The sequence below is a fragment of the Kitasatospora aureofaciens genome (genome assembly GCF_019192735.1).
Lineage (GTDB): Bacteria > Actinomycetota > Actinomycetes > Streptomycetales > Streptomycetaceae > Kitasatospora > Kitasatospora aureofaciens_A.
This window is the reverse complement of record NZ_JAHTKP010000006.1, coordinates 73,455-88,309: the sequence shown is the minus strand read 5'-3', so window position 1 is coordinate 88,309 and position 14,855 is coordinate 73,455. Positions and strand designations below refer to the sequence as shown.

The 14,855-nt window shown below is 72.6% G+C and carries 14 protein-coding genes; 10 read left to right on the top strand and 4 right to left on the bottom strand.

The features are described from left to right. The first annotated feature begins 338 nt into the window (after window positions 1–338). The 4 genes from KV557_RS08900 to KV557_RS08885 all read left to right on the top strand — a co-directional run bounded on the left by KV557_RS08900 (window position 339) and on the right by KV557_RS08885 (window position 5,361). Window positions 339–1,181 (top strand): nitrilase-related carbon-nitrogen hydrolase, encoded by an 843-nt coding sequence (locus KV557_RS08900; RefSeq protein ID WP_218199229.1) that lies wholly within the window; start codon window positions 339–341, stop codon window positions 1,179–1,181. Window positions 1,182–1,192: 11 nt separating this feature from the next. Beyond that, on the top strand, window positions 1,193–2,623 hold the full coding sequence (gene hydA / locus KV557_RS08895) for a dihydropyrimidinase (RefSeq protein WP_218199228.1): 1,431 nt from the start codon (window positions 1,193–1,195) through the stop codon (window positions 2,621–2,623). Between the two features lie 83 nt (window positions 2,624–2,706). Beyond that, window positions 2,707–3,720 (top strand): TIGR03842 family LLM class F420-dependent oxidoreductase, encoded by a 1,014-nt coding sequence (locus KV557_RS08890; RefSeq protein ID WP_218199227.1) that lies wholly within the window; start codon window positions 2,707–2,709, stop codon window positions 3,718–3,720. A gap of 117 nt (window positions 3,721–3,837) precedes the next feature. Beyond that, window positions 3,838–5,361 carry an NCS1 family nucleobase:cation symporter-1 gene (locus KV557_RS08885; protein WP_218199226.1) on the top strand — a complete coding sequence of 508 codons (1,524 nt, stop codon included), beginning with the start codon at window positions 3,838–3,840 and terminating at the stop codon, window positions 5,359–5,361. Here KV557_RS08885 and KV557_RS08880 read toward each other — a convergent pair. Then, on the bottom strand, window positions 5,255–6,247 hold the full coding sequence (locus tag KV557_RS08880) for a glycosyltransferase (protein ID WP_218199225.1): 993 nt from the start codon (window positions 6,245–6,247) through the stop codon (window positions 5,255–5,257). The two genes, KV557_RS08885 and KV557_RS08880, sit on opposite strands and share 107 nt — an antisense overlap. A 168-nt stretch (window positions 6,248–6,415) precedes the next feature. Between KV557_RS08880 and KV557_RS08875 the strand changes: the two genes are divergently transcribed. After that, window positions 6,416–6,682, top strand: coding sequence for a GlsB/YeaQ/YmgE family stress response membrane protein (locus KV557_RS08875; RefSeq protein ID WP_218199224.1), 267 nt, complete (start codon window positions 6,416–6,418; stop codon window positions 6,680–6,682). A gap of 31 nt (window positions 6,683–6,713) precedes the next feature. Here the strand turns inward: KV557_RS08875 and KV557_RS08870 are convergent, their stop codons facing one another. From KV557_RS08870 to KV557_RS08860, 3 genes are all read right to left on the bottom strand, one after another. Then, a complete protein-coding gene (locus tag KV557_RS08870; protein ID WP_218199223.1) occupies window positions 6,714–7,631 on the bottom strand; it encodes an ADP-ribosylglycohydrolase family protein in 918 nt (305 codons plus the stop codon). A gap of 125 nt (window positions 7,632–7,756) precedes the next feature. Continuing rightward, on the bottom strand, window positions 7,757–8,344 hold the full coding sequence (locus KV557_RS08865; RefSeq protein WP_218199222.1) for a TetR family transcriptional regulator: 588 nt from the start codon (window positions 8,342–8,344) through the stop codon (window positions 7,757–7,759). A gap of 128 nt (window positions 8,345–8,472) precedes the next feature. After that, a complete protein-coding gene (locus KV557_RS08860; RefSeq protein WP_218199221.1) occupies window positions 8,473–9,486 on the bottom strand; it encodes an aldo/keto reductase in 1,014 nt (337 codons plus the stop codon). 356 nt (window positions 9,487–9,842) lie between these two features. On the opposite strand from KV557_RS08860, the gene KV557_RS08855 reads away from it, so the two are divergent. The 5 genes from KV557_RS08855 to paaB all read left to right on the top strand — a co-directional run bounded on the left by KV557_RS08855 (window position 9,843) and on the right by paaB (window position 14,850). Next, window positions 9,843–10,529, top strand: coding sequence for a histidine kinase (locus tag KV557_RS08855; RefSeq protein WP_256177139.1), 687 nt, complete (start codon window positions 9,843–9,845; stop codon window positions 10,527–10,529). 85 nt (window positions 10,530–10,614) lie between these two features. After that, a complete protein-coding gene (locus KV557_RS08850) occupies window positions 10,615–11,274 on the top strand; it encodes a response regulator (protein WP_218199220.1) in 660 nt (219 codons plus the stop codon). A gap of 604 nt (window positions 11,275–11,878) precedes the next feature. Then, window positions 11,879–13,267, top strand: a complete 1,389-nt coding sequence (locus KV557_RS08845; protein WP_218199219.1) for a M20/M25/M40 family metallo-hydrolase — start codon at window positions 11,879–11,881, stop codon at window positions 13,265–13,267. Between the two features lie 252 nt (window positions 13,268–13,519). Beyond that, on the top strand, window positions 13,520–14,560 hold the full coding sequence (gene paaA, locus KV557_RS08840; RefSeq protein ID WP_374106605.1) for a 1,2-phenylacetyl-CoA epoxidase subunit PaaA: 1,041 nt from the start codon (window positions 13,520–13,522) through the stop codon (window positions 14,558–14,560). Continuing rightward, window positions 14,557–14,850: a 1,2-phenylacetyl-CoA epoxidase subunit PaaB gene (paaB, locus tag KV557_RS08835; protein WP_218199217.1), complete on the top strand. Its 294-nt coding sequence runs from the start codon at window positions 14,557–14,559 to the stop codon at window positions 14,848–14,850. Before paaA ends, paaB begins: the two co-directional genes overlap by 4 nt. Window positions 14,851–14,855 lie beyond the last annotated feature (5 nt).

The following is a 14,855-nucleotide window of genomic DNA, read 5'->3' as shown; positions in this document are numbered from 1 at the left end:
GCTGCGCGGCCGCCCGGTGACGGTCCGCGGCGGCATCCACGCGCGTTTTACCCAGTCCGGCTGGATCCCGCACACCGAACGCCCGGTTTCACTCGAATGAGTAAGGAGCGCACTCCCGGGGTAGATGACCGTTTCATCCCATCCATGAGGACCTGCGTGTCCGCGTAACAAGGTCGCCCCAGACGCGTTACGTCCAACGTATTGTCAGGCGACCAAGGCCCGGCCTACGGTCTACAGATCACTTTCTACGCACGTAGACCAGCAGGTGAGATCGCCCCGTCAACCCTCAGACCGCAGGCCCGACCCCACGGGCGGGCCACGGAGTTGCGGAGGTACCCATGTCGCAGATCGTCCGTGCCGCGCTCGTCCAGACCCGCTGGACAGGCGACCAGGAGAGCATGATCGCCCTCCACGAGCGGTACGCCCGCGAGGCCGCCGCCCAGGGCGCGAAGATCATCGGCTTCCAGGAGGTCTTCAACGCCCCCTACTTCTGTCAGGTCCAGGAGCCCGAGCACTACCGCTGGGCCGAGCGCGTCCCCGACGGCCCCACCGTCCGCCGGATGCAGGACCTCGCCCGCGAACTCGGCCTCGTGATCGTCGTCCCGGTCTACGAGGAGGAGCAGACCGGGATCTACTACAACACCGCCGCCGTCATCGACGCCGACGGCAGCTATCTCGGCAAGTACCGCAAGCACCACATCCCGCAGGTCAAGGGCTTCTGGGAGAAGTACTACTTCAAGCCCGGCAACCTCGGCTGGCCGGTGTTCGACACCGCCGTCGGCCGGGTCGGCGTCTACATCTGCTACGACCGCCACTTCCCCGAGGGCTGGCGGGCCCTCGGCCTCGCCGGCGCCCAGATCGTCTACAACCCCTCCGCCACCAGCCGCGGCCTCTCCGCCTACCTCTGGCAGCTCGAACAGCCCGCCGCCGCCGTCGCCAACGAGTACTTCGTCGCCGCCATCAACCGCGTCGGTACCGAGGAGTACGGCGACAACGACTTCTACGGCACCTCCTACTTCGTCGACCCGCGCGGCCAGTTCGTCGGCGAGGTCGCCTCCGACAAGGAGGAGGAACTCGTCGTCCGCGACCTCGACCTCGGCCTGATCGAGGAGGTCCGCCAGCAGTGGGCCTTCTACCGCGACCGCCGCCCCGACGCCTACGGACCGCTCGCCGAGGCGTGAGGAGCACCTCGATGACCACCCGCGACCCGAACGAGCGCACCGTCATCCGCGGCGGTCTCGTCATCACCGCCGCCGACGAACTCCACGCCGACGTCCTCATCGAGGGCGAGCGGATCGCCGCCCTCGCCACCACCGGCAGCGCCGCCGCCGAGGCCTGGACCGCCGACACCGTCATCGACGCCACCGGCCACTACGTCATCCCGGGCGGCGTCGACGCGCACACCCACATGGAACTGCCCTTCGGCGGCACCGCGGCCTCCGACACCTTCGAGACCGGCACCCGCGCCGCCGCCTGGGGCGGCACCACCACCATCGTCGACTTCGCCGTCCAGCCCGTCGGCGGCTCCCTGCGCGAGGGCCTGGACGCCTGGCACGCCAAGGCCGACGGCAACTGCGCCATCGACTACGCCTTCCACACCATCGTCTCCGACGTCACCGACGGCGTCCTCAAGGAGATGGACGCGCTCGTCGACTCCGGCGAATCCACCTCCTTCAAGCTGTTCATGGCCTACCCCGGCGTCTTCTACAGCGACGACGGCCGCATCCTGCGCGCCATGCAGCGCGGCGCCGCCAACGGCGGGCTGATCATGATGCACGCCGAGAACGGCATCGCCATCGACGTCCTCGTCGAACAGGCCCTCGCCGCCGGGCACACCGACCCCCGCTACCACGGCGAGGTCCGCCGCGAACTCCTGGAGGCCGAGGCCACCCACCGCGCCATCAAGCTCGCCCAGGTAGCGGGCAGCCCGCTCTACGTCGTCCACGTCTCCGCCGCCTCCGCCCTCGCCGAACTCGCCCAGGCCCGCGATGCCGGGCTCAACGTCTTCGGCGAGACCTGCCCGCAGTACCTCTTCCTCTCCACCGACAACCTCGCCGAGACCGGCGCCGACGGCTTCGAGGGCGCCAAGTACGTGTGCAGCACGCCGCTTCGGCCGCGCGAGCACCAGGAGGCGCTGTGGCGCGGGCTGCGCGCCAACGACCTCCAGGTCGTCTCCACCGACCACTGCCCGTTCTGCTTCGTCGGGCAGAAGGAACTCGGCCGCGGCGACTTCTCGAAGATCCCCAACGGCCTGCCCGGCGTGGAGAACCGGATGGACCTGCTCCACCAGGCCGTCGTCGACGGGCACATCACCCGCCGCCGCTGGATCGAGATCGCCTGTACCACGCCGGCCAGGATGTTCGGCCTGCACCCGCGCAAGGGCACCATCGCGCCCGGTGCCGACGCCGACCTCGTCGTCTACGACCCCACCGCGGTGCAGACCGTCTCCGCCGCCACGCACCACATGAACGTCGACTACTCGGCCTACGAGGGGCGCCAACTCACCGGCCGCGCACGGACGGTGCTCTCGCGCGGCACCGTCGTCCTGGACGACGGCACCTGGCTCGGCCGGGCCGGGCACGGCGCCTTCCTGCGGCGCGACACCTGCCAGTACCTGGTCTAGCACGCGTTCTCTTCCTATTGGCCTGCCGCCGCCCGGGTCCGACCGGTTGTCGGGCGGCGGCCCCACCCTCTCCGGAGCCACCCATGGACATCGGCCTCGTCCTGCAGACCGACCCGCCCGCCCGCCTGCTCATCGACCGGATGATCCGCGCCGAACAGGCCGGATTCAGCCACGGCTGGACCTTCGACTCCTGCGTCCTGTGGCAGGAGCCCTTCGTCATCTACAGCCGCATCCTCGCCGAGACCCAGCGCCTGACCGTCGGCCCGATGGTCACCAACCCCTCCACCCGCACCTGGGAGGTCACCGCCTCCCTCTTCGCCACCCTCAACGACATGTACGGCAACCGCACCGTCTGCGGCATCGGCCGCGGCGACTCCGCCATGCGCGTCGCCGGCCGGCACCCCGCCACCCTCGCCCGTCTCTCCCAGGCCATGCACGCCATCAAGGAGTTGGCCGAGGGGCGCACCGTCGAGGTGGACGGCACCGAGATGCACCTGCCGTGGGTCCGCCCCGGCGCCTCGCTGCCTGTCTGGATGGGCGCGTACGGCCCGAAGGCGCTCGCTCTGACCGGGCATCAGGCCGACGGCTTCATCCTGCAGTTGGCTGACCCTTACCTCACCGAGTTCATGATCAAGGCGGTCCGCGCCGCCGCCGTCGAAGCCGGCCGGGACCCGGACTCGGTCACCATCTGCGTCGCCGCCCCCGCCTACGTGACCGCCGACGACTCGCCCGCCGCGCTCGCCCACGCCCGCGAACAGTGCCGCTGGTTCGGCGGCATGGTCGGCAACCACGTCGCCGACCTGGTCAGCCACTACGGCGAGCACTCGGACCTCGTGCCCGACGCCCTCACCGACTACATCAAGGGCCGCCAGGGCTACGACTACAGCCACCACGGCCGGGCCGGGAACCCCGACACCGCGTTCGTGCCGGACGAGATCGTCGACCGCTTCTGCCTCATCGGGCCCCCGGACGCGCAGCTCGCCCGCCTCGAACAGCTCCGCTCCCTCGGCGTCCACCAGTTCGCCGTCTACGCCATGCACGACGCCGTCGAGGCCACCATCGACGCCTACGGGGCCGACGTCATCCCGCAGTTGTGAGCGCTCGCGACACCTTGTCGGCAGCTTGTCACCGCTGTGACCGCTCTTGCCTTGGCTGCCCCTGTTCGACTGTCCTGTTCGACTGCTCTTGACTGTGACTGAGGGAGGAGCGCGCCCATGGCCGACGCCGCGACCACCGACGGCAGACAGCGGCAGCACCCCGACGGACGGGTCGAACTCGACCCGTCCGCCGAGGAGTTGCCTCCCAACGGCTTCACCAACGACGACCTGCGGCCGGTCCCGGTGGCGCGGCGCACCTGGAGCACCTACAACTTCCTCGCCCTCTGGGTCGGCATGGCCCACAACATCCCGTCCTGGACGCTGGCTTCGGGCCTCGTCGCGCTCGGCATGGACTGGAAGCAGGCCGTCCTCACCATCGCCCTGGCCAACCTGATCGTGCTCGTGCCGATGCTGCTCACCGGACATGCGGGCACCAAGTACGGCATCCCGTTCCCGGTGTTCGCGCGCGCCGCCTTCGGGCTGCGCGGCGCCAACCTGCCCGCCCTTGTGCGGGCGGCGGTGGCGTGTGCCTGGTTCGGCATCCAGACGTGGATCGGCGGCGAGGGCATCTTCCTGCTCGCGGGCAAGCTCCTCGGCGAATCCTGGCGCACGGCGGGGGAGTTCGGCGGGTATCCGTGGACGCAGTGGCTCTCGTTCCTGCTCTTCTGGCTGGTCGAGATGGCCATCATCGCGCGGGGGATGGAGACACTGCGGCGCTTCGAGAACTGGGCCGCGCCGTTCGTCATCGTCGGCGCGCTCGCGCTGCTGGCGTGGATCACCGTCAAGGCGGGCGGGTTCGGGCCGCTGCTCGACCAGCCGTCCAGACTGGGCTGGGACGGCGACTTCTGGAAGGTCTTCTTCCCGGCGCTGATGGGCATGATCGGGTTCTGGTCCACTCTCTCGCTCAACATCCCCGACTTCACCCGCTTCGGCGGCAGCCAGCGCGCCCAGATCCGCGGCCAGGCCCTCGGTCTGCCGACGACGATGACGCTGTTCGCACTGCTGTCCGTGCTGGTCACGTCCGGCTCGCAGGCCGTCTACGGCAAGCCGGTGTGGGACCCGATCGAGCTCGCCGCGAAGATGGAGAACCCGGTCGGCATCCTGTTCGCGCTGCTCACCGTTCTTGTGGCGACACTGTCGGTGAACATCGCCGCGAACGTCGTCTCGCCGGCCTACGACCTCGCCAACCTGGTGCCCAGGTTCGTCAACTTCCGTACCGGGGCTCTTGTTACGGGTGTCGTCGGGATCGCGATCTTCCCGTGGAAGCTGATCTCCGACCCGCACGTGTACATCTTCACCTGGCTGGGCGTGGTCGGCGGCCTGCTCGGCACGGTCGCCGGGGTGCTCATCGCCGACTACTGGGTCCTGCGGCGTACCCGGCTCCAGCTCGCCGAGCTGTACCGGCCGGGTGGGGCCTACTGGTACGCGGGCGGCTGGAACTGGCGGGCCGTCGTGGCCCTGGTGGTCGGCGGCGTACTCGCGGTCGGCGGGTCGTACGGCGGGCCGTTCCCGACGGGCGGGCTGTTGCCGGCGCTCAAGCCGCTGGCCGACTACGGGTGGGCGGTCGGGTTCGGGGCGGCGCTCGTGCTGTACGTGGCGCTGAGCTGGGGGCGGCGGGCCGGGGCGGCGGCGGAGGGCTGACGGGGGGACGGGCGGCGGCGAACCCGCTCCACCCCGACTGGAGGACAACGCGCACCCGGGCGGCGCGGACGGCCGCGAGGAGGGTGGCGGTGAGCCGTTCGGCGTCGGGGACGACGAGGCTGCCGAAGCCGACGAAGACGGGCTTCGGTCCGGCGGCGAGGAAGTCCAGGAGGCGGGTCGGCGGCTGCCACCGCAGATCGCGGGACGGCCACCAGTACCCGGCGACGTCCAGGCTTGGGCGCCAGTCGGCCGGGCGCGGGATGACGGCGGTCGAGAACCCGTGCAGGACCGGGTGGCCCTGCCGGGCCTGGGCGATCCGGCGCGGCGGCAGACCGAGGCGGCGGCGCAGTCCGTGGACGGCGGGCGCGAACAGTTGGTCGGTCGCGGCCTGGACGGCATGGCCCGCGAGCAGGTTGCCGGGGCCGCCGAGCGAGCGGGTGCAGGTGACGGCGGGCGCGAACTCGCGAGTGGGGGCCAGGGGTTGGAGGTACAGCCCGATGCTGGGGATGCCGGCGGCCTCGGCGGCGACCTGGCCGAGCGCGGTGGTGGTGCTGGTTGTGAGGAGGAGGTCGGTGCCGAGCGCGGTGGCGTCGGCGATGCCGTCCCCGAGTTCGGGCATGAACCTTCGCCCGAGGCGCAGGAGTTGGAGCATCACGCCTGGCCCGCTCCCCGCCTCCAGGAGGCGTCGTCCGGCGGCGGAGGCGAGCGCGGCGCGCGGGTCGACCGGCAGGGCGCGGAATTCGAGCCCGGCGGCGCGGACCGAGTCGGCGAAGGTGGCGTGGGTGGCGACGGCGACCCGGTGGCCGGCCGCCCGCAGGCGGGTGCCGAGCCCGGTGTAGGGGGCCACATCGCCCCGGGATCCGGCGGTGGCGATCAGGATGCGCATGGCCGCAGTATCCCGGCGGCCGGGCCCCGCCGGGAGGGTGCCACGCCAACCCGCGCGGCCGGACCGGGGTCGCCCGCCCGCAGGCTCCGGAACCGGCGGGCTCGGCGCCTGCGTCCTTCCAGGTAGGGCGGACGGACGGGGCCGTCACGCCGTTGACGGGAGGGACACATGAGCATCATCGCGTGGATCGTGCTGGGACTGGTGGCGGGTGCCCTGGCCAAGCTGCTGCTGCCGGGGAGGGACCCGGGCGGCCTGATCGTGACCACCCTGATCGGCATTGCCGGGTCCTTCGTCGGTGGCTGGATCTCCTCGCGCTTCCTGCACCGGTCGGTCACGGCGCACTTCTTCGACCTGGCTACCTGGGCGTCGGCGATCGGCGGCGCGCTGGTGCTGCTGATCATCTACCGGCTGCTGTTCGGCAACTCCCGGCGCTGACAGCAGCTGGGGCTGGGGCCTGCGGCGCCGCTCAGGGCGCCGTGGACACTTCGGCGACCCAGTCCGGCAGGTCCTCGCGGGCGGCCAGCCAGGCCGCCGGGACGTCGCCGAGTCCGGTCCGGGCGGCGACCACACCGGCGGCGATGGCGCACGTGGTGTCCTTGTCGCCCCAGCCCTCCAGGGTGTGCCAGATGGCATCGGGCAGCGAGTCCAGGTGCCCGGCGGCGGACCAGAGCGCGAACGGGACGGTGTCCGGCGCGGACAGCAGCAGGCCCGACCCGAGCACGTTCGCGGCCTGCCGGACGCTGGTGTGCTCGGGCAGCCGCGCGGCGATCCGCAGCCCGGAGCGGACATCGCTGTCCGGCAGCCGTCCGGCGACCTCGGTCAGCAACTCGGCCCTGGTGGGCGGGGTTTGGCCCCGGCTGCGACCGACGATCGCCGCCGCGAGGGCGACGGCCACCGCGCCGGTGACCGCCTCGGGGTGGAAGTGCGTGGTGAGCGCCTGGAGTTCGGCCTGACGGGCGGCCTCGGCCAGGTCGTCCGCGAACCAGGCGCCGAGCGGGGCCACCCGCATGGCGGCGCCGTTCCCGTGCGAGCCCTGGCCGCCGAACTGGCCGGAGGTGACGGTCCGCCAGTCCTCCCCGCGGCCGATCCCGCGCAGCACCCGGTGCATCGACGGGCCGTACTTTCGCCCGTACGCGGCGGCGTATTCCTCGGCGAACTCCCGTGCCAGCGCGTCCTGCTGGACCTCGCCGTGGGTGAGCAGGTGGCGGACGAGGACGAGCGCCATCGCGGTGTCGTCGGTCCAGTGCCAGGGAGCCGGCCGGACCTGGCGGGTGGCCAGGGCGGCGGGCGCCTCGTCCAGTCGGACCGAGAACCACCGGTCGCCGAAAGCGTCGCCGAGGGCGAGCCCGTGCAGACTGTCCAGGACGGTACCGGCCGCGCGCATGTCATCCTCCAAGTGAGATCAACTGTGCGCGCCAGTCTGCCGGGTGGCCGGGCCGGCCGGCGACCGGATTTTCGCCCGGTGCCGGCCGGAGTCGGCCGGAGTGCCGATCTGCCGTCAGCCGGTGGTCACTTGGCGCGCAGGCCGCTGACGATGAGCGTCCACACGGCCTCGAAGCGCTCGTCCACCCTCGGGTCGGACCACTCGGCCGCGTGCGCCGGGTCGTGGAAGTGCGCGGTGGCCTCGAAGACGGCCCGGGCCGTCGTGAGGATGTGGGCGAGCCTGAAGTCCTTCTTCTCCATGCCGTCCTGGACGATGTGGGCGATCTGGTCGACCATCGTGTCGATGTGCGCCTCGACCGTGCCGCTGTTCTCGGCGGCCAGCGTCAGGTAGGTCGCGAACAGCTCAGGGTCGTCGAGCGCCTTCTTTCGCTTGGCCGCGAACAGCGTCACCAGCCAGCGGTGCAGCCGCTCCTCGGCGGGGCTGCCCTCGATCGAGATGTTCGCGAGCTGGAAGTGCGCCTGGTCGAGCCAGCGCTGGGTGACCGCCTCGCGCAGGGCGGCCTTGCTCGGGAAGTGGCGGTAGACGCTGCTGTGGCTGACGCCGAGGATCCGGGCGACGTCCACGACGGTGGCCTTGGCCGGGCCGAACCGCCGCAGGACGTCCTCCGCCGCGATCAGGATCTGCTCGGCGGTGAGGGTGGTGTCCGTAGTCACGGGGAGGTACGTCCTTACGGGTGGCCCGCTCGCCGTGGGGGCGGCGGGCGGTGGTGCGGTCAGGGGGTGGTGCTGCCTGCGCGGCTCCGGCTCCGGGCCGATACCGGCTGTGGACCGGTTCCGGCTGGTCAGCGCTCGCTGTCGAGGTGCTCCATCTGGGCGGCAGCGTACCGGTCGCCCGCGGCGGAACCGGCGGGCACGGCTGCCTCGATGGCCGCGAGGTCGGCGGCGGTGAGCGTGACGTCCAGCGCGCCGAGGGCCTCGGTGAGGCGGTCGCGGCGGCGGGCGCCCACCAGCGGGACGACGTCCTCGCCGCGCGAGGCGACCCAGGCGATCGCGACCTGCGCCACGCTCGCGCCCTTCGCCGTGGCGACCTCGCGGAGCGCCTCGACGAGCGCGAGGTTGTGGGCCAGGTTGTCGCCCTGGAAGCGCGGGCTGCGACCGCGGAAGTCGGTGCCGGCGAGGGCGCGGTCGTTGTTCCAGTGGCCGCTGAGCAGGCCGCGGGAGAGCACGCCGTAGGCGGTGATGCCGATGCCGAGCTCGCGGGCGGCGGGGAGGATGGCCTCCTCGACGGAGCGGGAGATCAGCGAGTACTCGATCTGCAGGTCGCTGATCGGGTGGACGGCGGCGGCCCGGCGCAGGGTGTCGGCGCCGACCTCGGACAGGCCGATGTGGCGCACGTAGCCGGCCTTCACCAGGTCCGCGATCGCGCCGACCGTCTCCTCGATCGGGACGTTCGGGTCCAGGCGGGCGGGGCGGTAGACGTCGATGTAGTCGGTGCGCAGACGGCGCAGGGTGTAGGCGAGCGCGGTCTTGGTCGCGGCCGGGCTCGCGTCGTAGCCGAGCCACTGGCCGTCCGGGCCGCGCTGGGCGCCGAACTTCACGCTGATCTGCACGCTCTCGCGGTCCCGTCCGCGCAGGGCGTCGTGGATGAGCAGCTCGTTGTGGCCCATGCCGTAGAAGTCGCCGGTGTCGAGGAGGGTGACCCCGGCGTCGAGCGCGGCGTGGATGGTGGCGATGCTCTCGGCCTCGTCGGCCGGGCCGTAGAGGTCGGACATGCCCATGCAGCCGAGGCCGAGGGCGGAGGTGACGGGGCCGGAGGCACCGAGGGTGCGGTGGGGGATGCGGGCGGACGCGGACATGAGGGCTCCAGGGGTCGAGTGCGGCGCCGGGTGGTGATGGGCGGGGTGACCCAGGTGCAACTATGGCATGACCGCGAACAGATTTCAAAGTCTGTTCGCTGTCGTCTGTTATCTGAAATCTGTCATCTGTTACCTGTCACCTGTCGGCCCTGCACGCCCTGCGCCGCTCGCAGGGCGCAGCAGATACGCCCGGGCCGGCGGCAGGTTGCGCCAGACCGTCCGCTCGCCCAGCCCGTACGTCGCCTCGAACCGCCGCAGCAGCCGTACCACCGCCCGGTGCCGGGCGCCCCACCGCGCGCCCGTAGCATCGAGCCGGACGGACGGAGGTGGCTCGGGGAGCGGACGGGAGGTGGGCGATGCGCACACGGGTCATGCGCACGCGGGCCGAGCACACAGGCCTGCTGGGCTGGTACGGGCCCGGCCGTCGCCCGTGGACCGACACGCTCCTGCTGCTCGCCGTGCTCGCCCTCACCGTCGAGGAGGCCCTCGTCCACTGGGCCCGCGCCGACGACCCGCTGCGCTTACTGCGGGCGGTCGCGGCCACCCTCGCGTCGCTCTCCCTGCTCTTCGCGCGCCGCTACCCGGTGGCGTCGGCCGTCCTGCCCGTGCTCACCGGCGGGTTGCTCAACCGAGCCTTCCCCGGGCTGTTCAGCGTCTACTACCTCGCCTTCCTCGGTCGCACCGGGCCTGCTGTCGTCGGTGGCGCCACCATTGCCGTGGTCAGCGCCACCCGGGCCGACTCGTTGGTCGGCTGGGCGGGCACCACCGGCTCCCAATTCCTCGTCCAGGCCGCGGCATTGTCCGTCGGCCTGTGGCTGCACGGCCGCCGCGTGCTGATTCGCACCCTGCACGAGCAGGTCGAAACGCTGCGCCGCGAACGGGAGTTGCGCGTCGAACAGGCGCGGTCCGCCGAACGCGCCCGGATCGCACGGGAGATGCACGACGTGCTCGCCCACCGCCTCAGTCTGCTGGTGCTGCACACCGGAGTGCTGCGCGACCAGGCCCGCCGCAGACCGTCCCCGGGCCTGCCGGGCCGCTCCTGAACCACGAAGTTCACGAAGCGCAGGCCCCGGACCACGAAACGCCGACCCCGACCGTCCCCCCGACCTCGCTCCCGAAGGACGCCCGATGATCCGCACGATGGTGGTCGACGACGACGCGCTGGTGCGGCTCGGCCTCGTCGACCTGCTCGCTCAGGACCCGGGCCTCACCGTCGTCGCCGAGGCCGCCGACGGGCTCCAGGCCGTCGAACTGGCCCGTATCCGGCCGATCGACGTCGCGCTGATGGACATCCGGATGCCCCGGCTCGACGGCATCGCCGCCACCCGCCGCCTGCGCGAACTGCCCGACGCCCCGCGCGTCATCGCGCTCACCACGTTCGACCTGGACGAGTACGTGTACAGGGCACTCGCTGCCGGCGCCGACGGCTTCCTGCTCAAGGACACGCCGCCGGCCGAGATCGCCCGGGCCGTCCACGTCGTCGCGGGCGGCCAGGGCATGCTGCACCCGGCCGCCGCCCGCCGGCTCATCGACCGGTACCACCGCACCGGCGCGCCGCGGTCCCTCGCCGCCCGCAACCGGGTCGCCGGGCTCACCCCGCGCGAGACCGACGTGCTGCGCGAACTCGCCGACGGGCTCTCCAACGCCGAGATCGCGGGCGTCCTCGGGACGCGAGAGAGCACCGTCAAGGCACACGTCAGCCGGATCCTCACCGGGCTCGGTGTCGGCAACCGGGTCCAGGCCGCGCTGCTCGCGCGCGACGCCGGGCTGGTCGGGGGCGGCGCCTGAGCCGCGCGCGGTCCGGCCGGGACGGGGGTCCTGTGGCCGGGGACGACTCCGGTGACCCCGGCCGTGCCTCCGATTCATACCGCGCGCTGAGTTGATGTCACCCATCCGGCGTGGAAATCCGGCGCCTTGGCCGTTTGCGCTGCCGAACCCGGGCGGCGGGTCCATGGTGGAGGTGGGCGCGATCCGGCGACCGCGCCCGCGCGCCGATCAGGCCCGCGCGCCGAGCGCCCGCCGCCGTTCCCCGACGGGTGCCCGAGGCTGGGCCCGGCCCGGCACGCTAGGAGCAGGGCCACCTCGCAGGAAGCCGAACGGTTCTTCTAGGCTCACATCTCGGCTTCCCTGTGGGGGTGCGCTCTCTGCGCCCGCCGCAACGAAGCCGCCGTCCACGGGGCTCCGGGTGGACCGGGGCCACCGGATCGAGCGAGGAGGACGCAATGCCAAGCACGCCGCCCAGCCGTTCCACCGCACTTGGGCCAGACGGGCCGTCCCGACGGATCGCCCACCATTCCGGCCGCCCGGCGCGGCCCGGCCGGGTCTGGCACCCCGGATGGACCGGTCGGCTGGTACGGCCGCTGAATACCGGCGGCGGCCGCGGAGGCGAGCGTTGAGTCCCCAGATCGTAGGGTCGCCGCGGGCGACCACCGCTGCCGCTTCCAAGGCGGTCGCGGCCGTGACCGTGCCGGCCGCCACCGACGGTGAGGCCCTCTCCGGCGCCGCCGCCCAACCCGCGGCCACTGCCACCCAGCCTCAGGCCGCCGCCGCGCAACCTGCCGCTACTGCTGCGCAACCCGCTGCCACCGCCCCGCAACCCGCCACCGCCGCGCTTCCCGGCCTCCCGCAGGCGCTCAGCACCCGTGCCCGGACCCTCGCGGGCGCCGTCCGGCGCCGCTGCACCGACCTGGCCCGGATCGAGTCCCCGAGCGGTGATGCGCCCCGACTCGACGCCCTCGCCGAGGAGTTGGCGGACGGCTTCCGTGCCACCGGCGCCACCGCCCGCCGCGAACCCGGCCCGGCGGGCGACCACCTCGTCCTGGAGTGGGAGGGGCAGGACGAGACCCTGCCGCACCTGCTGATCGTCGGCCACCACGACACCGTCTGGCCCGCCGGAACGCTCGCCGACTGGCCCGTCACCGAGCAGAACGGCACCCTCACCGGGCCGGGCGTCGTCGACATGAAGGGCGGACTCGCCATCCTGGAGGGTGCGTTCGCGCTGCTCGCGGATCTGGGACAGCGCCCGCACCGCAGCGTCCAGGTGGTCGTGGTGTCCGACGAGGAGGTCGGCAGCCCGGACGGGCGGCGCCTGGTCGAACGCCAACTGCGCGGCGCCGCAGCCGTCCTGGGCCTCGAACCGCCGCATCCGGACGGCCGGCTCAAGACCGCCCGGCGCGGCAGCACCCGGGTCCGGCTCACCGTCACGGGCCGCGAGGCCCACGCGGGCAATGACGCCCACGACGGGGTGTCCGCCGTCGACGAACTCGTCGACCAGCTCGTGGTCGTACGCGGGCTCGCCGGCCAGCCCGGGACGGAGCTCAACGCCGGGCGGATCAGCGGTGGTTCGCGGGCCAACGTCGTCGCCGGCCGGGCCGAGGCCGAACTCGGCCTGCGCTTCTCCACCGCCGAGGCGCAGCGCCGGACGCTCGACAACCTGGCCCGGCTCACCGCGCTGCGGCCGGGGGCGCGGGTGCGTACGGAGGTGCTGTCCAGCCGTCCGGCGTGGCCCGAGCGCTCCGGCAACCCGCTGCTGCGGCACGTCCGTTCGCTCGCGGCGGTGCTCGGTCAGCAGCTGGACGGCGGCCCGGCGGGCGGGGCGGGGGACACCAACCTCCCGGGCTCGCGCGGGCTCCCGACGCTGGACGGCTTCGGCGCGGTCGGTGCCGGGGCCCACGCGCGGCACGAGTACATCCGGATCGACCAGCTGGCGCCCCGGATCGCCCTGCTGGCGGCGCTTCTCGCCGTACCGCTGCCGAGGCTGCGCGACCGCACGGAGGGCTGACAGGTAACAGAGGGCGGGTAACAGAAGACAAGTAGCAGATAACAGCGAACAGATTTCAGAGTCTGTTCGCTGTTATCTGTTTGTCGTTCCCTGCGGCCGCCCCCGCCCCCGCAACCCCCGCAACCCCCGCGGCCCCTCCACTGCTCGTCCCTTGCCAGCCACCCGCCTCCCCGCGCAGAATGGTACCGACCGAACGGTCAGTCGGTTGGCCGCAAGCGGCCGGGCGACCAGGCAAGCAGGCGAGAGGGGACCGTGGTGACAGCAGAGGTGGCCGAACCGGTCCCTGCGAGCACGCAGGAGGACCGGTTCGAGGCGGTCGTCGCGGCCGAGCAGCGGATCGAGCCCAGGGACTGGATGCCCGACGCCTACCGGGCGACCCTGATCCGCCAGATCGCCCAGCACGCGCACTCCGAGATCATCGGCATGCAGCCCGAGGGCAACTGGCTCACCCGCGCCCCGTCCCTGCGCCGCAAGGCCATCCTCCTCGCCAAGGCCCAGGACGAGGCCGGCCACGGCCTCTACCTCTACGCCGCCGCCGAGACCCTCGGCGTCGACCGCGCCGAGCTGACCGAGAAGCTGATCTCCGGCCGCCAGAAGTACTCCTCGATCTTCAACTACCCGACCCTGACCTTCGCCGACGTCGGCGTGATCGGCTGGCTGGTCGACGGCGCGGCGATCTGCAACCAGGTGCCGCTGTGTCGCTGCAGCTACGGCCCGTACGCCCGCGCGATGGTCCGGATCTGCAAGGAGGAGTCCTTCCACCAGCGCCAGGGCTACGAGCTGCTCATGACCCTGATGCGCGGCACCGACGCCCAGCGCCGGATGGTCCAGGACGCGGTGGACCGCTGGTGGTGGCCGTCGCTGATGATGTTCGGCCCCTCGGACGCCGACTCCCCGAACACCGCCCGCTCGATGGCCTGGCGGATCAAGCGCCACACCAACGACGAGCTGCGCCGGCGCTTCGTCGACATGACCGTCCCGCAGGCCCAGCACCTCGGCGTCACGCTCCCCGACCCCGAGCTGCGCTGGAACGAGGAGCGCGGCGGCTGGGACTTCGGCGAGCCCGACTGGGCCGAGCTGACCCGCGTCATCCACGGCCAGGGCCCCTGCAACGCCCAGCGCATCGAGCGCCGCCGGGCCGCCCACGAGGAGGGCGCCTGGGTCCGCGAGGCGGCCGTCGCCTACGCCGCCAAGCGCAGCGCCGAGCAGACCGCCGTACGGAGCGGGCACCCGGAAAGCGAGCACACGGAACACGTGCGGAGCGAGCACACGGAACAGGAGAACGGAAAGTGACCGAGTCCAAGGCCGGCTGGCCGCTGTACGAGGTGTTCGTGCGCCCCCGGCGCGGGCTGAACCACGTCCACGTCGGCTCGCTGCACGCGCCCGACGACCGGATGGCCCTGCTCGCCGCCCGCGACCTCTACACCCGCCGCAACGAGGGCGTCAGCCTCTGGGTGGTCCGCTCGGACGCGATCACCGCCTCCACCCCGGACGAGCGGGACCCGTTCTTCGAGCCCAGCGGCGACAAGGTCTACCGCCACCCGACCTTCTACGACATCCCCGAGGATGTCCCGCACATCTGACGGGG